The following is a 20,084-nucleotide window of genomic DNA, read 5'->3' as shown; positions in this document are numbered from 1 at the left end:
TGAAAGTCCGATTATTTGTATTTATTTTAGCCACAAATACACGAATAATCTTTATAAAAACTATGTCAAATATTCGTGCATTCGTGGCGAAAAAATATTTATAGAAACTGAAAGTCTAGCACTAAAAGTGCATAGTTTCAACTAACGACTGAAACCAATGAAAAAAAACGTACTTATTGTAACCTATTACTGGCCGCCAGCTGGAGGGCCAGGGGTGCAACGTTGGCTTAAATTTGTAAAATATTTACCCGAATATAATATACATCCGATAGTGTATATTCCCGAAAACCCGAATTACCCTATATTAGATTCTAGTTTAGAACAAGAGATACCTAAGGATGTAACACTTTTAAAGCATCCTATAAAAGAGCCCTATAAATGGGCGGCGATGTTTTCTAAAAAAAAATCTGAAACCATAAGTAAGGGGATAATAACTGAAGCTAAAGCACAAACGGCTTTAGAGAAATTGATGTTGTATATCAGGGGGAACTTCTTTATTCCCGATGCACGGGTGCTATGGGTAAAACCTTCGGTGTCTTTTTTAAAAAATTATATCAGTAATCACGATGTCGATGCCGTAATTACTACAGGACCACCGCACAGTTTGCACTTAATTGGTTTGCAGTTAAAACAACTATTAGGTGTAAAGTGGTTCGCTGATTTTAGAGATCCTTGGACAACGATAGGTTATCATAAAGAGCTTAAGTTGACTGAAGCTTCTAAAAAAAAGCATAAGGACTTAGAGCGAGACATTTTACAGCATGCCGACGATATTATTGTAACCAGCCATGTTACTAAATCGGAATTTAAAGCCATTACTAAACAGCCTATTCATGTTATAACAAATGGTTACGACTATGTTAAGTTGAATGAAATGACATTAGATTCAAAATTTACAATGGCACATATTGGCTCGTTATTATCTAAACGAAACCCAAAAATGCTTTGGCGTGTATTGGAAGATTTAATAAACAGTCACAACGATTTTGCTTCCGATTTTCAATTGCATTTGGTAGGGCATGTAAGTCAAGATGTTCTTAACTCTATAGCGGGATTTAAACTGCAATCATTTTGTAAGAATTTTGGTTATGTAAATCACGAGCAGGCGGTAGCGTTTCAGCGGAAATCACAAGTATTGTTACTCATAGAAATTGATTCTCCCGATACTAAATGCATCATTCCGGGTAAGTTGTTCGAATATATGGTGTCTAATCGACCCATTTTAGCTTTAGGCCCAAAAGCATCAGATGTCGAGCAAATTATTAAAGAAACCAATACAGGTCATTATTTTTATTATAATGCTTATAACGAATTAAAGTCTCAGATTTACAGCTATTATTTAGCTTATAAAGCAGGGAATTTGCAATCGCATGGTATAGGTTTGCAAAAGTATAGTAGACAATCTTTAACAGCTTCATTAGCAGTACTGGTATAATGGGAGTTGTAATTAATCAATCAATAAAAAACACAATAATAACCTATTTTGGGTTTGGTTTAGGTGCTATAAATACCTTGTTTTTGTTTACTCGTTTTTTAAGCGATGAGTATTTTGGTTTAATTACCTTTATATTATCTACGGCCAATATTTTAATGCCGCTTATGGCATTTGGGGTTAATAATACAATTATTAAGTTTTATACAACATTTAAAACAAGAACTTCGCAAAACAGTTTTTTAACCTTAATGTTATTTTTACCATTGGTAATTATTGTGCCAATTGGTTTTATTGGAGTTATGGGGTTCGATGCCATAAGTAATTGGATTGCTAAAGGTAACCAGTTAGTAAAAAACTATGTTTGGCTTATTTATATTTCGGCTATTGCCTTTGCTTATTTCGAAGTGTTTTATGCTTGGGCTAAAGTGCAGCTTCAAACTGTTTTCGGTAATTTTATGAAAGAAGTTTTTCATAGGTTAGGCGTAATGTTGTTATTGTTTTTTCTGCATTTAAATATCATTTCCGTACATCAATTAATTGTTGGGATTGTTGTAATGTATATTATAAGAACTGTGGTTATGATGGGTTATGCCTTTAGTGTAAAAAGGCCAGTACTTAAGTTTTCGAAAATCAATAATCTTTCCAAGGTATTGAAATATACCTCTCTTATTATTTTAGCGGGTTCTGTAGCTAATATTATTTTAGAGATAGATAAATTTATGATTGGTCATTACAATTTATTAGAGCAGGTGGCTTATTATGGTGTTGCTATTTATATTGCAGCGGTTATTGGGGTTCCTTCTCGGTCTATGTATCAAATTACAAGTCCGTTAACGGCAAAATATTTGAACGAAAATAATAAGTACGAGCTACAAGTTTTATATAAAAAGTCTTCTTTAAATTTATTTATAATCAGCGGATTTATTTTTTTGCTAATTATTTTAAATATCAATCAGTTGTATGCTTTAATTCCAGAGCAGTTTAGTAGCGGAGTTTTGGTGGTGTTTCTTGTTGGTTTAACGAAACTGTTCGATAATCTTTTGGGTAATAACAATGCTATTTTATTCAATAGCGATTATTATAGAATGGTTTTGCTTCAAGGCGTTTTTTTGGCCGTAGTTTCGGTGTTTTTGAATATGTATTTTATTCCGATTTATGGTATAGATGGCGCAGCTTATGCTACATTTTTATCGGTTGTTGCTTACAATATTATAAAGATTGTTTTTGTGTATTTAAAATTTAAAATGCTGCCATTTACCACCGCATCCTTAAAGGTTTTTAGCCTGATTTTAGGTGTTGGATTATTGTTTTATTTCTGGGATTTTCCGTTTCATCCCGTATTAAATATAGCTTTAAAAAGTATATTTATAGGTTTAAGTTATGTGGGAATAGTATATGGTTTTAATTTCTCGGATGATGTATCCAAACTTATCAATCAGTTTTTAAAACGATTACCTTTCTAAAAAGAAAATCCTGCGAAACGCTTTGGGGCAAACTAGATCGCAGAATTTTCCCTTAATATTTTTATCTACGCCCTCTAGAACTAGATGAAGCACTTTCTCGGGATGATGATGTGCTTGTGTTTTGAGACGATAAATGCTCTCGCTTATTATATGTACGTGAACTATTGGTGTTTGGTTTTTTGTTTTGCGCTCTATTGGTGTTAAAGTTTCTGTTAGATGTGTTCTTGTTACGTTCGATGTTTTTTCTGCTACTGTAATCGGTTGCTGAATAACGATTGTTGGTGTTGTTTTTTGTGGATTTTGATCGCGTATTCGTATAATCACGTTTCGTGGCATTAGCGTAATCTCTTGAGGCGTTAAACTGTCTATATGTTTTATTCGTTGTGTTATTTTTAATATAGCGAACATCTCTGTTTACTGCAGGTCGTTTATTGTATTGGTAAGGTTTTATGTATGCACGCCTGTTCGCAACATAATTACGACGATATGGTTCGTAATGTATAACACAATAATTAGGTTTAGGAACACGATAATAATTATGCCAAGGTTTTACAACATAATATCTATTATACGTATTTACATAACCCGTGTAATGCGTTACCACATTATTGGTGTAGAAAATAGCCATGTTGCCAATATGAGATACCATGCCAAAGCCATTGTAATTAATAACTACATTTCCAATTCTGGAAATCCTGCCATAGAAATCGTAAAATAGAGGAATGCTCTGAACTTGAATTACAGCACCAAAGTGGTCGTATTGCACATAAGGATTGTAATTATAGCCTGTATTAAAACTGAAATTGAAGTTAGGTGTGCTAACAGATACATTACTATAATTATTAATAGACGGGATGTAGAAATCGAATTGCCCATCAGGAAAAACAGAAAACTCCACACCTTGTTCAAGAAAAATGAAAGATTTGGTGTTGTAATGGTAAGGGTTAGTTGTAATTGTATTAAAAATTTTGGTTTTAGCTGTAGTGCTTACAGCTAAACACAGACTTAATATAGTAAATAAAATTCTCATCAGACTTCGGTTTTAGGGTTAAACGGTAATTTTTAAGATCTAAACCATGCTGTTACAATCTTAAATCATGTACTTCATTATAGCGCTATTACGTACATGAACTAAAATTGCAAATAGTGTGCCGAAAAGAATTTAATATTGCGAATAAATGCTTAAATGCTGATTTTTAGTGATGAAAAATCATTTAATCAGCAGAATTATTGTCGAAAATGATTAGGGTGAGGTTTTAGTAAACGCTCATTTTTTTGAAGCAATTACAACAAAACAGAGTGTGATATAAGGTTGAGGATTATTTACGTAACCACTCATTAGTTTAGTTACGAGGTTAATTCACTTTTAAAAGATGTTTAACAAGTTGCGAAAACTATCTCTTAATATTCGGTTACTTTACCCCAATTTTCTCCAGTTTTAATGCGGTAAAGTTGCATTTCGGAAATGCCAAATTGTTTGGCAATCATCTTCATTCGGGTTCGGCGATTAGGGTCGTTAATTTTACGCTTAATTAATTTTACTTTCGTCTCGGTCAGTTTTGCAGTACGTGGTATTTTGCGTACCATATTTTTGTAAGCAGGATTGCTAAATTGGTGTAATTCTTTTTCTCGTTTAGTGGCCCATTTTAGGTTTTCAACGCGGTTATCGGTTTTATCGTAATTTAAATGAATAACACAAACGCCATCATTTTTATCTAAAAAATGTTCTGCTACAAGTTTATGCACATAACGACTGGTGTTTTTACCATTTTTTTTCTGGCGTAGCGGTAAATTTTGATAGCCATTTATGTAATATTTCTTTACAAGAAATTCTTCATCTTCTTTACAATTAATAATTCTACCGTAATTAGAGATCTTAAACTTCTCGTTATCTGCTATTTTATCGTCGAATTTTATTTCTTTCCATTTTTCATTCCAATAGTTTCGTATCATAATCAAACTGTTTTGCTAAGTATTTTGTAAAATGAATTATTACTAGTAGGTTATGAAAAGCAGTTTTGATGAGGGGGAGACACAAGTAAACCCTTGCGTTACGTGTAAAAATAGCTAATTATTTTATATTAAGGTGATAAGCCTTATGTTATTTTATATAATACGAATTAATTCTAGTTAAATTTTAGAAATTCGTTCCAGTTTGTAGTGTATTACAACTAGTAATATACAATTAATCTGACATTAAGTGGTTTAATATTGAAATTGCTGCATCTGCAACTTTTGTTCCTGGACCAAAAACGGCACTAGCTCCAGCATCAAACAAGAATTGATAATCCTGTTTCGGAATTACGCCTCCTACAATAACAATAATATCTGCTCTGTCGTAATCTTTTAAGGCATCAATTACTTGAGGAACCAATGTTTTATGTCCAGCAGCTAAAGATGATATGCCTAACACATGTACATCGTTTTCAATAGCTTGTTTGGCGACTTCTTGTGGGGTTTGAAATAACGGACTAATGTCCACATCAAAGCCAACATCGGCATAGCCTGTAGCAACAACCTTAGCGCCACGATCGTGGCCATCTTGTCCCATTTTAGCTATCATTATGCGAGGTCGTCTGCCTTCAATTTCAGCAAAAGTATTGGCTAGCTGTCTTGCAGTTTTAAAAGTATCGTCGTTTTTAATTTCTTTGCTATACACTCCCGAAATGGTTTTAATTTGCGCTTTGTATCTGCCAAACTCCTTTTCTAAGGCAGTACTTATTTCTCCTAAAGTAGCACGTTCTCTGGCAGCTTCGATAGCTAAAGCTAATAAATTTTCCGATTCGTTTTTTGCTGCATTGCTAAGGTTTTGAAGTGCTTTTTCAACGTTTTGCTGATTTCTTTTAGATTTAATATTGTTTAAGCGTTCAATTTGAGCATTTCTTACACTTTGGTTGTCTATCTCAAGTGTAGAAATTTCATCTTCTTTTTCTAATTGAAATTGATTTACGCCTACAATAATATCTTGGTTAGAGTCTATTCTAGCTTGCTTTCTTGCGGCAGCTTCCTCAATGCGCATTTTAGGAATTCCGGCTTCAATGGCTTTGGTCATGCCTCCTAAGGCTTCAATTTCTTGTAGGTGTTGCCAAGCTTTTTCTGCGATGTCTTGTGTTAGGGTTTCTACGTAATAGCTTCCCGCCCAAGGATCGACCGTTTTAGTAATTTGTGTTTCTTCTTGCAAATATATTTGTGTGTTTCTGGCAATTCTGGCCGAGAAATCTGTTGGTAAGGCTATGGCTTCGTCTAAAGCGTTAGTGTGTAAACTTTGTGTGCCTCCAAAAACGGCAGCAGCAGCTTCTATAGTTGTTCTAGCAACGTTGTTAAACGGATCTTGCTCAGTTAAACTCCAACCACTGGTTTGACAGTGTGTTCTTAAAACTAGTGATTTTTCGTTTTTGGGATTGAATTGTTTAACCAGTTTAGCCCAAAGCATACGTGCAGCTCTCATTTTTGCAATTTCCATAAAATGGTTCATGCCAATAGCCCAGAAAAATGAAAGGCGAGGGGCAAAGGTATCTATATCCATGCCAGCTTTAAGTCCTTCTTTAATATACTCTAAACCATCAGCTAGGGTGTAAGCTAATTCGATATCGCAAGTCGCACCGGCTTCTTGCATGTGGTATCCAGAAATACTGATACTATTAAATTTAGGCATGTGCTTGCTGGTAAATTTAAAGATATCTGAAATGATTCTCATGGACGGTTTAGGCGGATAAATATACGTGTTGCGAACCATGAATTCTTTTAAAATATCGTTTTGAATGGTTCCTGCCAGTTGTTGAGGTGAGACACCTTGTTCTTCGGCAGCTACGATATAAAATGCCATAATGGGTAAAACTGCACCATTCATGGTCATAGAAACACTCATTTTATCCAAAGGAATTTGGTCGAAAAGCAGTTTCATATCTTCAACCGAATCTATTGCAACGCCAGCCTTCCCAACATCGCCAATTACACGTTCATGGTCTGAATCGTAGCCTCTGTGTGTTGCCAAATCGAACGCTACCGACAAGCCTTTTTGTCCCGCAGCCAAATTACGTCTATAAAAAGCATTACTTTCTTCGGCGGTGCTAAATCCAGCATATTGCCTTATCGTCCAAGGACGTTTTACATACATTGTAGAATATGGGCCACGGAGGTATGGAGTAATGCCCGCAGCAAAATTTACATGAGGTGCTTGTGCAATATCTGCTTTAGAATAGTTGTGTTTTACAGGGATGTCTTCAGCAGTAAGAAAAAAAACATCACCCTTGCTGGAATTGTTTGCTTCAGCATTTGTATGTAGCGTTATATGTTGCAGATTTTTTCTACTCATGTTTTAAGCGTTCTTGTTCGTGAGTTTCGGCTAGACGTTTAGAAAGTATTGGTTCTATAAGTGTTTTTCTAGGATTGTTTTTAAGAAAAGGGTAGAGCTCTAAGTTGTCCTTCATGCTATCTTTGGTATTAGGGTATTTATTGGTGCCTAACAAAACTACCTTTCCTGTATTAAAATCGTCTTGTTCTTTTAAAGCGGATTCTTTAATTTTTTTCTGAATAATTCCTTCTTTTAATTGATTTAAAAAACCACCATTGGCTTCAATATCTTTAAATAACTGCAATGCTTTTTCTGCAAGTTGCTGTGTTAAGGATTCTATATAATAAGACCCGTCTGAAGGATTGTTAACCTTATCGAAATAACTTTCGTGTTTTAATATTAGCAGTTGGTTTCTGGCTATACGAGATCCAAACTCGTTTGTTTTGTGAAATATCGAGTCGTAAGCAGTATTACTAATGCTATTGGCGCCACCTAAAATGGCACTCATGCATTCTGTTGTGCTGCGTAACATGTTAGTATTATAGTCGTAAATAGTTTTATTACGGCTGGTTGGATATGCAACAATATGGCAATTGGTATTGTTTTGGTATTCACTTGCAAGTGTTTGCCATAATAGCCTTAAAGCACGTAATTTAGAGATTTCGAAAAAATAATTAGACCCAACAGCTACCTTAAATGTAAATAGGGTATTGGCCTGATTTTTAAAATAATTAAGGTACTCGTTAGCATGAGCTAAACCATAAGCTAACTGCTGTACACAGGTAGCGCCAGCATTTTGATATAACGACATGTTAACACTAACACTGCTTTTTAAATTTGAACAAGAATCTAGAATACGTTCTAAATTGGCGTGGTCGTTTTGTAGTGTAGTATACCAATTCCCCGATTCGGCTAAATGCCCAATTATGTCTGTTGAAACATAAAATGAAGCGTCATTTTTTAATGCAAATTCGTTTAGTTTCATTACAAAATCTGAAGATAGAAAGCCTAACTGAAAATAGATGTCTGTAGAAGCAAGATCGAGATCTTTTAAAAGCAAATCTATATTACATTGCTCTGTATTAATAGAAAAAGTAATGGCAGAGGCTCCTTTTTTTAACGCCGATTGCGCTTTGTTATTTGCGCTAGTTTCGTTGTTTACATAAATATGCTCGTTTATATTCCAAGTCGTTGCTTTGGTGTTTGGGGAATAGGTTTCTGTTTTTAAATCTTCAGAATTATAGAAAGGTTTAACATGAATCTGTTCTGGAGATTTCCATATAAGCGTATTATTGTAATCGGCACCTTTTAAATCGACTTGAATCTTTTGTTTCCAAGCCTTGGCCGTTACGGGATTAAATTCGCTAAACAAATCGTGTTTACTCATTAGTTTCTATTTTTAAGCTGTCTTCGTATTCTATAATATAAATATCTTCGTTTTCGCGTTTTAAATAATAGGTTTCTCTAGCAAATTTTTCAAGACCTTCTTCTGTACTTAATTTTTTTAAAGCCTTTTTGTCTTTGGTAATTTCGTTTATATAATATTCTTTTTCTTCGTGTAATTCGTCTATGTCTGAATTAAGTTCACGATGAATAAGATAAGAATTACTATCGAAAAACAACATCCATATTAAAAAACCGATACCTATAACTAGGTAACCATTTTTAAAATGTTTGAAGTATTTATTGTTTAGAAATGATATTTTCATAGAAGTTTCTCGTTTATGGTAGCACGTACTATATCTATGGCAACAGTATTGTATTTGTTTGTAGGTATAATAATATCTGCATATTCTTTCATAGGTTCTATAAACTGTTGATGCATGGGTTTTAGTGTGTTTTGGTACCGATTAAGAACCTCGTCTATATCCCGGCCACGTTCGGAAATATCGCGTTTCAATCGTCTAATTAAACGCTCGTCGCTATCGGCATGAACAAATATTTTAATATCGAATAACTCCCTAACTTCTGGGTGTGTAAAAACTAGAATGCCTTCAACAATCATTACTTTTCTGGGGTGGGTAAGTATGGTGTTTCCTGTACGGTTATGGTCTACAAACGAATATTCGGGTTGTTCTATACTTTGTCCAGCTTTAAGTTGCTTAAGGTGGGTGTATAATAAATCGAAATCGATAGATTTTGGATGATCGAAATTAATCTTTGTGCGTTCTTCAAAAGAAAGGTGCGAAGTGTCGTTATAATAAGAGTCTTGCGAAATAATACCGACTTCGTCTGTAGGAAGTTCGTTTAATATTTGATTTACAACCGTTGTTTTGCCACAACCAGTGCCACCTGTAAGTCCGATAATAAGCATGGGATTTGTATTTTAAAAACGTACAAATTTAAGATTAATTCTTTGGAATAATTTTAACTATTCCAACATTTTCTACACCAAGGTAAATATAACCGTCTGGTCCTTGTTGTATGGAACGTACACGCCCGATGTCTTTAAATAATTGTTCTTCGTGAGTGATTGCGTTGCCTTGTAATGTACAAAGATTTAAGTATTGAAATTTTAACGACCCAACCAATAGATGGTCTTGCCAGTCTGGATATTTTTGGCTAGTAACATAACACATGCCCGAAGGAGCTATAGAGGGTGTCCAATAATGCAAAGGTTGTTCCATGCCATCCATTTCGGTTTCGTCTGTTATTGGCGTGTCGTCGTAATTAATGCCGTAAGTAATAATAGGCCAACCGTAGTTTCTTCCAGCTTCAATTGCGTTAATTTCATCGCCACCTTGCGGACCGTGTTCGTGTGCCCAAATGATTCCTGTTTTAGGGTGAATTATCATGCCTTGCGGATTTCGATGCCCGTAGCTGTAAATAGCTGTTTTTGCATTAGGAGTATTTACAAACGGATTATCCGCGGGTATTTGGCCATCGTCATGCAATCTGTAAATCTTACCGCCATCCCGAGTTAAGTCTTGCGGATTTTCTTCGCGATTACCACGATCTCCAATAGTAAAATACAGGTAGTTGTTAGAGTCTAAAACAATGCGCGATCCAAAATGTTGTCCGCTGTTGGTGTTAGGTGTTGCTTTGTAGAGCAATTGTGTGTTTTGCAGGGTGTTGTCGATAAGCTTTGCTCTCATTATTGCGGTATTTGCACCAGGACCTTCACCTTTTGATGAGGCATAGGAAAAATATAACCAACCGTTAGACTCGTAATCTGGGTGCAGTGCAATATCTAATAAGCCACCTTGACCCAAAACAGTGATTGGAGGGAGGCCGTTAACAATAGTTTTTTTACCATTCATGACACGGATAAGCTCCCCAGATTTTTCTGTAATGAGTATACTATTGTCGGGTAAAAACACAAACCCCCAAGGTGTTTTTATATCTGGCACTACAATTTCGTAGGTGTATTCTGTTGTTTCTGATTGTTTATCTTGTGCACAAGACGATAATTGAATGCACAAAAAAACTGATAGTAAGCGTATTAAAGTTTTCATAATTACAGATAGAAAATATTTACTACAATTTACTTATAATTATTGTTTGTTTTAAAAGAAAAGCTATATATTTGCACCTCGATAATTTTTTCGGGGTGTAGCGTAGCCCGGTTATCGCGCCTGCTTTGGGAGCAGGAGGCCGCAGGTTCGAATCCTGCCACCCCGACTTTTTAAAATATAATACACTTCAAAACCTTGGTAATTGTTAAATTATCGAGGTTTTTTGTTTTTGTGGGTTTTGTGTTTATTAGAATTGGTTTAGTATTATCGCTTATTGCTCATAGTGTATTCAATTAATCGGTTCTTTGTATAATTGTTGTCCCCAATATTGTATGTCTCTTTCAGGTAATTTAGAATTGGTTTAGTATTATTCAGTACTTTGATTACTATCAAATTACATCTAACCTATATTTTTTTTGAGCAGTTCAATTGTTTTAAAATCATTTTTAATTCTCTGTATTCTTGTATTTAAAGTCTATTAAATCAACTTGTTTTAATACGACCCTCTGATATGATTATGTACACATGTTTTGTAAAACGTGTTAAGCTCATCGATAAGTTCTGCTGAGAGAGGATCTATATTACTAGCTTTTGCATTCGAATTAACTTGCTTAGGATTACTGGCTCCGGGTATAACTGAGCTAACAGCTTCATGGTCTAAAAGCCAGCGGAGTGCCATTTCGGTTATTGAAAGATTTGGAGGACATAGTTTTTTTAAATCGTTTGACAAGGCAATTCCTTTTTCAAATGGAAGCCCAGCAAAGGTTTCACCTGCATTAAACATCTCACCATTTTTGTTGAAGTTTCTGTGGTCATCACTATTAAAAATGGTGTTTTCGTTAAATTTTCCAGTTAATAATCCACTGGCTAAAGGCAAGCGTACAATTATTCCAACTCCTTTATTTTGAGCTTGCGGAAGCAATTCGGTTTTTAATTTTTGTCTGAAGATATTATAGATAACTTGTAAAGATTGGAGGTTTTCTTGCTCAAAACACAATAAACCTTCTTCAACACTCTCAACGCTTGCTCCAAAATGACGGATTTTACCTTCTTTTTGTAGTGCTCTAAGCCAATCGAAAATTTCACCTTTTTTTAGTTCTTCAATAGGAATACAATGGAGTTGTAATAAATCAATACAATCTAATCTTAACCTTTTTCTAGAAGCATCAACGCTATTTCTTAAAGCTGTTTCAGTGTATTTGTTAGGGAATACTTGAGCTCCGCGGCCAAATTTAGTGGCAATTTTTACATTTGATAATTTATTTTTTTCTAAAAATTCACCAATTAATTCCTCGCTTTTACCATCTCCGTAAACATCTGCTGTGTCAAAAAATGTTATACCATTATTCACTGCCTCATTTAAAATTTTAAAAGCGTCCTCTTTATTGATTTCTTTTCCCCAGTTTCCTCCTAATTGCCAACATCCTAAACCTACTTCACTTACTTCAAAACCATTGGTGCCTAATTGTCTTTTTTTCATGTTCTTTATTTAATTAATAATATATGAATTTAATTTATGATGGATAGAATTAGGAAATTGTAACTTAATTATCAGTTAAAGAAAATTTCCTAAAGCACTTAAATTTTCTTTTAAAGGTTAGCAAGTTAATAAATATTACAATCGGTTGCGTTTGGTTTTAGAGGAATATTTTAATTTAATATTGTTAAGCTTATGCTTTTTAATTTATCTGTAAACTAGTAAAAATTAAATTTTAGGAAAAAGACTATATTTGAATAATTCAAATTAATTTTAGATGAAAGAAAATACAGAGGTAACTATATATGATATAGCAAAGAAACTTAATTTGGCAACCTCTACGATATCTAGAGGACTTAAAGATCATCATTCCATAAGTAAAAAAACAATACAGAAAATTAAAAAAACAGCAGAAGAAATGGGGTACAGCCCTAATAATTTAGCTGCAAGTTTAAGGGGTAATAAAATGAAAACTATTGGAGTTCTAATTCCTACAGTTACTCAGCCATTTTTATCCTCATTAATTAGTGGTATTGAAATTACAGCACAAAAGGCTGGATATACAGTCGTAATTATGCAATCTCACGATTCGTATAAAGAAGAAGTAAATTTAACAAAATCGCTATACAATAATAGAGTGAGCGGGGTTATTTGCTCTCTGGCTATGGAAACAAAAGATACAGCTCACTTTAAGATATTTACAGATAATAATACACCTCTGGTTTTTGTAGACAGAGTTCCTAAACATTTTGAAACCTTTCATGTTGTGATAGACAATTTTAGTGCGGGTTATAAAGCTACAAAACATTTGATAGATCAAGGGTGTAAAAGAATAGCACATATAACTGCTGGTTATGAGTACAGTATTTTTTACGAACGTAAAAATGGATATATTCAAGCCTTAAAAGATCATGGATTACCCGTATTAGAAGAATTAATAGTTAAAGTAGACGAAATTACTTATGATGAAGCAGAGAAGGTGAGCAAAAAGTTGTTAAATCTAAAAAATCCACCTGATGGCATTTTTGCACCAGGTGATATTTTAGGTGTTAGTGCTTTACAATTTGCAAAAAAAAGAGGCATTAAAGTACCTGAAGATTTAGCAATTATAGGCTTTAATAACGACCCTATTTCTTTGATTATCGATCCTTCTTTGTCTACCATTTCTCATCCAGCATCTAAAATGGGGCAGGCATCTGCAGAGATTATTCTTAAATATTTAAAGGCTTCAAAGAAGAATGATGAAATTGAAAAACAAATTACTTTTTTAAACACAGAAGTACTGGCAAGAGAGTCATCTAACAAAAAGCAAATTAAATAGTTTTCTTTCGATATAATTTTTAGACCTGCTTTTTATAGCTTGATAAATAACAGGTTAGTCTTATTACAATTCAATTTTAAAAGGCGAAGCAGGTAAATCTTCTTTATTATACAAGTTTGGGTTGTTGGGGTTATCTGCCCAAGCATATTTTATGTATTTAGGGTTTTCTATTTTATCACTCCAAACCACAATGTGATTATCTACAATTTTAGCATGAGCCCAAACATATTTTTTGTCGGCTCCGGCGATTGCAAATTCTTGTAAGGCATCACCTTGTTTTATTTTTAGGCCACTTCCTAGGTGCGTAAAGAAGATGTTTACTTTGTTGCCTTCAATGGTATGATTTTTATAAATTGGTCCTGAATACACCATATTTTCATGATAAGCTAAGGCCAACCCAGCAAGCGCCATGCGTTCGCCTACATCTTTTTTGTTATCGGGATGAATGTCGTTCCATTCACCTAAATCAATATTTACGGTCATTGCTGTGTTGGGTGTTTCTAGTGCTTGCAATTGTTTGTTTCTTAAAATAGCCCAACTACTCTCGGAAGGCGAATAGTTTACCTCCATAAAATTGGGCAATTGCGCATAAATAAAGGGGAGTTTAGGTTTGTTAAACACCGCTCGCCAGTTCGTAATGAGATTTACAAGATAGTCTTTATAGTGTTCGGGTTGCCACGAATTACTCTCTCCTTGATACCAAAGCGCACCTTTTATATTGTAGTTTGTAATTGGTGCGACCATGGCATTATAAAGGCTAGTGGGTTCGTTTTGAGGGTTGATATTTCGGTATGTGGCAGCTTCTTTTTCAGAAATGTTAGTGGCCTTATCATTTTCAAAAACAGCACCGACTTTATAATTCCAATAGCCTTTTAAATCTAAAGTATCTTGTTTTGTAGTTAAATAATATGGTTTATCTGGTACAAAACCGCCTTTGCCAGAATAATTAATGACACGAATGGCGATGGTGTTTTTACCAGGTTTTAAAACTGTTTCAGCTAAGTGATACCGTCTTTGCGGATATTGATAGGTTGTGTTAGCAACTTTTTCGCCGTTAATATACAATTCGTCGGCATCGACTATGCGTCCAAGAAATATTTTTGACGGGATGCCTGTCATGGTTTTGGGAACAGTGATTGTTTTTCGATACCAAACGATGCCGTTTAAATCTCTAATACCTTGATCTTCCCAATAGCCAGGGATATTGATATTTCTCCAGTTTTTTGAGTTGAAATCAGTTGCATACCAAGGTTTAGATGCTGTTAGCCCTTTGTCTACAGATAAGTCTATTGGCTGTTTTTTAGATTTGAAAAAAGCCATTTGTTCCTCAACGAACGTGCTGTCTTTGTTTTCTGTAATAATTTTTAAAATATCTGGAAATTGTTTAAAACCACTTTCAGGCGTCCAGGCTTCTATGGGGGTGCCTCCAACGCTAGCGTTTATTAAACCAATAGGAATGTGGTGTTTATCATGAATTTTTTTTGCAAAAAAATAGGCAACGGCCGAAAAGGATCGGATTTCGCTGGGGATGGCTTTTTGCCAAGACCCGCCTTCCAAATCGTTTTTTGACCCTGTTAAACTCGTGGTCGTAGGAATTTTGAAATGACGAATATCAGGCGTATTCGCATGTTCGATAACGTCGGCATAAGTAACATCATGAATATCGAGTTGATGCACCATATTGGACTGCCCAGAACAAAGCCATACATCACCAACTAAAATGTCCTTAATCGCAATAGTATTTTTCTCTCCAGCGATTTCCATATTGTATGGACCTCCTGCCTTCATTTTCTTTAGAGTAACAAACCATTTTCCAGTTTCGTTGGCTTTTGTTTTGTAAGTTTTGTTTTTGAAATTTATTTTGATCGCTTCATTTGGAGCCGACCAACCCCAGATATTGATGTCCTCATTCCGTTGTAAAACCATACCATCACTAATTATTTTAGGTAATACAACCTGACAAAATGAAGGCGTTGTAATTAAAAGAATAAGTAAAACTAAGTAAGCTTGAAGTTTTTTCATTTTTAAAATCATTTTATAGTAATTAGCGTAGTTTGTATGTCTGGGGCGCCAAGGTCCATACTTTTTTGAATTGGACTAGAACCACCAATATAAATTTTAAAATCTCCAGGTTCAATGGTTTTTGAACCATCCAGCTGAACCATTTCAAAATCTTTTGGCGTTAATTCAAATGTTAAGCTTGTCGATTCATTAGGTTTTAAATGCACTCTTTGTGTGCGTATTAATTGGTAATTGGGCACACTTATTGAAGCTTCTAAATCTGAAATATACACTTGTGTCACTTCATCCGAAGCGACCTGTCCTGTATTGGTTAGTGTTATTTTTACTGTAATATTTTCGGTTTCTGAAATGGTATTAGAAGTTGTTTCAATGTCAGAATACGTAAAATCAGTATAACTTAAACCGAATCCGAAAGGGTAAAGTGGCTCTTCCGTCATGTACCTGTATGTTCTTCCTTGCATTGAATAATCGTCGTAAGCAGGTAATTGCTCTAAAGATTTAGGGAAGGTGATAGGTAGTCTACCTGAAGGTGAGGTCTTTCCAAAAAGAATATCGGCAACCGCAGTACCGCCTTCTTCGCCAGGATACCAAACTAATAACACTGCATCTGCTAGTTTGTGGACTTCAGCTAAATTCATCGGGCTACCACCCGTAATAATAGCTACAATTGGTTTTTTATTTTCAGGATCTTTATCGGCGGCTATTCGCAATTTTCTTAAATAGTCCATTTGACTTTTAGGCAGGTTATAATCGAGTCTGTCGCCTGCAGTTTCCGATGCAATAGATTCGCCTTCTTCACCTTCTAACAAGCTAGATAATCCTAAAACAGCAAAGGTAACATCGCTGTTTCCTGCGTTGCCACTGGCCCAGTCTATTGGGTTTTTAGACGGTTCGTTCAACATACAACCCAAACGATATTGCAGCTGACTTGCAGGATCTATAGCATGAGCGATGCCTTCTAAAATAGTTACTAGGTTTGGATTAACACCATAATAATTGCCAAGCAAAATATCGGTACTTGCAGCGTTCGGGCCTGTAATAAAATATTTAGATAAATCGTTTTTAAGTGGTAAAACGCCGTTGTTTTTTAAAAGTACGATGCTTTTTTGAGCTACTTCTTTAGCTAGTGATCTATGTGCATTGCTGTTAACGACTTCTATGGGAATAGCATTGTATGGATTCGCTTCAGCTGGGTTAAACATGCCCAATTTAAATCGGGTGCGTAGTAATTTTGCTAACTGTATATCGATGTCGGCTTCAGTAAGTAAACCTTGATCCAATGCTTCTTTTAAGTATTGATAGGTGCTTCCACAATTTAAGCTCACTCCCGATTTAACGGCCAAAGCCGCAGCAGCTTCAGGTGTAGAAACTATACCATGCCCGCCATTATTTGGTTGATTATAAAAATCTTCCAGAGCTCCGCAATCGGTAACAATATGACCTTTGAAATTCCAATCGTTCAGTAAAACATCCGAAATTAAATAGTTGTTAGCGCAACATGGTTCGCCATTGGTGCTATTGTAAGCACACATAACAGATTCTACTTGGGCATCGACTAAGGCTTTGAATGCGGGAAGATAGGTTTCCCATAAATCTTTTTGAGAAGCCGTAGCATTAAACTCGTGTCTTAGCTTTTCGGGACCACTATGTACGGCATAATGCTTGGCACAGGCGGCTGTTTTTAAGTATTCGGGATGGTCTCCTTGTAAACCTTTTACAAATGAAGCACCCAAAATACTTGTAAGGTAAGGGTCTTCACCATAAGTCTCTTGACCTCGCCCCCAGCGTGGATCTCTAAAAATATTCACATTGGGTGTCCAAAATGTTAGTCCGCTATAGCGTTTGTAGTAGCCCTTTTTTATAGCAGCATTGTGTAAGGCTCGTGCTTCGTCCGAAATGGCATTAGAAACCCTAAAAGCTAAATCGGCATCAAACGTTGCGCCTAAGCCAATGGCTTGCGGAAAAACGGTGGCAACGCTAGATCGACCAACACCGTGAAGTGCCTCGTTCCAATAATCATAAGGTGGAATATGTAAACGTTCAACACCATTGGTTGCATTCATCATTTGGTCAATTTTTTCTTCAATGGTTAATCTCGAGATTAAATCTTGAATTCTTTGAGCCTGTGATAAATCAATGTTTTGGAAGGGAAGTAGGTCTGTAATTGTGTGTGATGTGTTTATTTTATCTGTTTCTTGTTTCTTTTCTTCAGATTTCTCACAGGAGGCGAATAGAATCAACAACAGATTCGACAACAATAAAGATATTATAGCTTTTTTCATTAGTTAGGCAGTGTTAGTTTTATGTACGATTTATTGTTAATTTACAATTTCAAATATTTTACACAATCGGTTGCAATTTATAATAAATTTGATATCTTCGCAATTATTAAGTGAATATATTATGAATTTAATAGTGTTGGTGAATTTAAAAACCTCGTTTGTAATTTAGAAATTTATGTTAAAAAAAGTTTTTTTGTTGGTTTTGTTTTGTATTTGCATAAATACCAGTGCCAATAATGGATATAAACTGTGGTTGCAGTATAAATTAGTAGAAAACGAAGCGCTCAGAGCAAATTATGTGTCTAATCTGAAAGCTATTCATGCTTTTGGAGATTCTGAAACTATCAATATGGCTATGAACGAATTGGATCTTGGGTTTTCTGGATTGTTAGGAACGCCCTTGAAACATTCTAAAACAATAAACAATAAAACATTGGTTTTTGGATCGGAAAGCTTTTTAAGCACTCAGTTGAAAAGTAAACTCCAATCCGATTTAAACAAAATTAACAGCGAAGGATTTGTTATTAAATCTGTACAGGTTGCTGGGAATCAAAATATAGTCATAACAGGGAAAACAGATGTCGGTGTTTTATACGGTGTTTATCATTTTTTACGATTATTACAAACCAATCAGTCTATTGAAAATTTAAATATTGTTGATTCTCCTAAAATCGATATTCGAGTATTAAATCACTGGGATAATTTAGATAGAACGGTCGAGCGCGGTTATGCAGGCTTTTCAATTTGGGATTGGCACCGACTACCGGGGTATATCGATAAAAGGTATATCGATTACGCGAGAGCCAATGCCTCTATAGGTATTAACGGAACGGTGTTAACCAATGTAAATGCGAACGCGTATATCCTATCCGAAGCATATATAGAAAAAGTGAAAGCCCTTGCAGATGTGTTTAGACCTTACGGCATTAAAGTGTATTTAACCGCACGATTTTCAGCACCTATAGAACTTGGTGGCTTAAAAACGGCAGATCCGTTAGATAAAGAAGTCATACAATGGTGGAAAGATAAGACAGCTGAAATTTATAAAGCGATTCCAGATTTTGGAGGCTTTTTAGTGAAGGCTAATTCCGAAGGGCAACCGGGGCCGCAAAATTATGGTCGAAATCATGTTGATGGCGCTAATATGCTAGCAGAAGTTGTTGCACCTTATAACGGTATTGTCATGTGGAGGGCATTTGTTTATTCTGAACACGATCCAGAAGATAGAGCCAAGCAGGCCTATGATGAATTTGTGCCTTACGACGGACAATTTAAAGACAATGTTTTGGTACAAGTGAAGAATGGTGCGATAGATTTTCAACCAAGAGAACCCTTTCATCCTATGTTTGGGGCGATGCCAAAAACACCTTTAATGATGGAGTTTCAGATAACTCAGGAGTACCTTGGTTTTAGTACCCACACTGTTTTTCTGCCAGAATTGTTTAAAGAAGTTTTAGAAGAAGATACCTGGCAAAAAGGCAAAGGATCTACCGTAGCGAAAGTTGTAGACGGCACCTTGAGCAATAAAAAATTAACGGGTATAGCTGGTGTAGCAAATATTGGAAACGATATAAATTGGACAGGAAATACCATGTTGCAAGCCAATTGGTATGGCTATGGTCGTTTGGCGTGGAATCCGTATCTGGAACCAAAAACCATTGCAGATGAATGGTTAAGATGTACATTTTCTAATAACTCCAATTTTATAAATCCGGTTGAACAGATGCTGCTAGACTCTAGAGAAGCGGTTGTGAATTACATGACGCCTCTAGGTTTGCATCATATTATGGATACGGGACATCATTACGGACCAGGGCCTTGGGTAAGCGATTTGTCGAGACCAGAATGGAACCCGAAGTATTATCATAAAGCGGATAAGTTGGGTGTTGGTTTCGATCGTTCTAAATCAGGAAGCCATGCTACCGGGCAATATAAAAGCGAAGTCGCTAATGTGTTTGACAATGTCGAGACTTGTCCCGAAAAATATTTATTGTGGTTCCATCATCTTCCTTGGGATTATAAGTTGAAAAACGGAAAATCGCTTTGGGATGGTATGGCGCTTAAATACCAAGAAGGCGTTAATCAGGTTGCTGATATGAATGCGACTTGGAGTAAGATGAAGCCTTATGTAGATGCAGAACGTTACCATGAGATTAGTATGTTTTTGAAAATCCAGTTGAACGAGGCGAAGTGGTGGCGAGATGCTTGTTTACTTTACTTTCAACAATTTTCTGGTGAAGATTTGCCAGCAGGCGTGGAAAGCCCTGCACATACCTTAGAATACTATCAATCATTAAAATTCCCTTACGCACCAGGAAACTAACCAATTTTGAAA

At 35.4% G+C, this 20,084-nt stretch carries 14 protein-coding genes and 1 tRNA gene; 5 read left to right on the top strand and 10 right to left on the bottom strand.

Going from position 1 to position 20,084, the window contains the following annotated elements; translation table 11 throughout:
- Positions 1-157: 157 nt before the first annotated feature.
- A complete protein-coding gene (locus tag ACR9EA_RS10060; protein ID WP_435132360.1) occupies positions 158-1,435 on the top strand; it encodes a glycosyltransferase in 1,278 nt (425 codons plus the stop codon).
- Positions 1,435-2,898: a lipopolysaccharide biosynthesis protein gene (locus tag ACR9EA_RS10055; protein WP_435132357.1), complete on the top strand. Its 1,464-nt coding sequence runs from the start codon at positions 1,435-1,437 to the stop codon at positions 2,896-2,898. The genes ACR9EA_RS10060 and ACR9EA_RS10055 overlap by 1 nt, the downstream gene beginning before the upstream one ends.
- Before the next feature lie 61 nt (positions 2,899-2,959).
- Here ACR9EA_RS10055 and ACR9EA_RS10050 read toward each other — a convergent pair whose 3' ends face one another.
- From ACR9EA_RS10050 to ACR9EA_RS10020, 7 genes are all read right to left on the bottom strand, one after another.
- Entirely contained in the window at positions 2,960-3,928 is a 969-nt protein-coding gene (locus ACR9EA_RS10050; protein ID WP_435132354.1) for a hypothetical protein, read from the bottom strand.
- A gap of 371 nt (positions 3,929-4,299) precedes the next feature.
- Positions 4,300-4,851, bottom strand: coding sequence for an HNH endonuclease (locus tag ACR9EA_RS10045; protein ID WP_435132352.1), 552 nt, complete (start codon positions 4,849-4,851; stop codon positions 4,300-4,302).
- Positions 4,852-5,083: 232 nt separating this feature from the next.
- Positions 5,084-7,213, bottom strand: a complete 2,130-nt coding sequence (gene scpA / locus ACR9EA_RS10040) for a methylmalonyl-CoA mutase (protein ID WP_435132350.1) — start codon at positions 7,211-7,213, stop codon at positions 5,084-5,086.
- Positions 7,206-8,579: a methylmalonyl-CoA mutase subunit beta gene (locus tag ACR9EA_RS10035; protein WP_435132347.1), complete on the bottom strand. Its 1,374-nt coding sequence runs from the start codon at positions 8,577-8,579 to the stop codon at positions 7,206-7,208. The genes scpA and ACR9EA_RS10035 overlap by 8 nt, the downstream gene beginning before the upstream one ends.
- Positions 8,572-8,901: an FtsB family cell division protein gene (locus tag ACR9EA_RS10030; RefSeq protein ID WP_435132345.1), complete on the bottom strand. Its 330-nt coding sequence runs from the start codon at positions 8,899-8,901 to the stop codon at positions 8,572-8,574. Before ACR9EA_RS10030 ends, ACR9EA_RS10035 begins: the two co-directional genes overlap by 8 nt.
- Positions 8,898-9,506, bottom strand: a complete 609-nt coding sequence (gene udk / locus ACR9EA_RS10025) for a uridine kinase (RefSeq protein ID WP_435132342.1) — start codon at positions 9,504-9,506, stop codon at positions 8,898-8,900. The genes ACR9EA_RS10030 and udk overlap by 4 nt, the downstream gene beginning before the upstream one ends.
- A gap of 34 nt (positions 9,507-9,540) precedes the next feature.
- Positions 9,541-10,647 carry a PQQ-dependent sugar dehydrogenase gene (locus tag ACR9EA_RS10020; RefSeq protein WP_435132340.1) on the bottom strand — a complete coding sequence of 369 codons (1,107 nt, stop codon included), beginning with the start codon at positions 10,645-10,647 and terminating at the stop codon, positions 9,541-9,543.
- A gap of 91 nt (positions 10,648-10,738) precedes the next feature.
- On the opposite strand from ACR9EA_RS10020, the gene ACR9EA_RS10015 reads away from it, so the two are divergent.
- Positions 10,739-10,813: transfer RNA gene (locus tag ACR9EA_RS10015), tRNA-Pro, on the top strand.
- 327 nt (positions 10,814-11,140) lie between these two features.
- On the opposite strand, the gene ACR9EA_RS10010 is transcribed toward ACR9EA_RS10015, so the two are convergent.
- Complete coding sequence (locus ACR9EA_RS10010; protein ID WP_435132337.1) at positions 11,141-12,127, bottom strand: aldo/keto reductase; 987 nt, start codon at positions 12,125-12,127, stop codon at positions 11,141-11,143.
- A gap of 274 nt (positions 12,128-12,401) precedes the next feature.
- Here ACR9EA_RS10010 and ACR9EA_RS10005 point away from each other — a divergent pair, with 274 nt between their 5' ends.
- Positions 12,402-13,445 carry a LacI family DNA-binding transcriptional regulator gene (locus ACR9EA_RS10005; protein WP_435132334.1) on the top strand — a complete coding sequence of 348 codons (1,044 nt, stop codon included), beginning with the start codon at positions 12,402-12,404 and terminating at the stop codon, positions 13,443-13,445.
- Between the two features lie 63 nt (positions 13,446-13,508).
- On the opposite strand, the gene ACR9EA_RS10000 is transcribed toward ACR9EA_RS10005, so the two are convergent.
- Together ACR9EA_RS10000 and ACR9EA_RS09995 are read right to left on the bottom strand one after the other, a co-directional pair.
- The gene (locus tag ACR9EA_RS10000) at positions 13,509-15,467 is read right to left on the bottom strand and encodes a sialate O-acetylesterase (protein ID WP_435132331.1); all 1,959 of its coding nucleotides are present in this window, start codon (positions 15,465-15,467) and stop codon (positions 13,509-13,511) included.
- Between the two features lie 8 nt (positions 15,468-15,475).
- Positions 15,476-17,749, bottom strand: coding sequence for a glycoside hydrolase family 3 C-terminal domain-containing protein (locus ACR9EA_RS09995; protein ID WP_435132328.1), 2,274 nt, complete (start codon positions 17,747-17,749; stop codon positions 15,476-15,478).
- Positions 17,750-17,924: 175 nt separating this feature from the next.
- Here ACR9EA_RS09995 and ACR9EA_RS09990 point away from each other — a divergent pair, with 175 nt between their 5' ends.
- On the top strand, positions 17,925-20,072 hold the full coding sequence (locus ACR9EA_RS09990) for an alpha-glucuronidase family glycosyl hydrolase (protein WP_435132326.1): 2,148 nt from the start codon (positions 17,925-17,927) through the stop codon (positions 20,070-20,072).
- Positions 20,073-20,084: the final 12 nt, after the last annotated feature.

It is taken from the genome of Formosa sp. A9, from assembly GCF_051200825.1.
In the GTDB taxonomy this organism is placed as follows: domain Bacteria; phylum Bacteroidota; class Bacteroidia; order Flavobacteriales; family Flavobacteriaceae; genus Formosa.
Note: the sequence above shows the minus strand (reverse complement) of the source record. Positions and strands in the feature narration are given on the sequence as shown.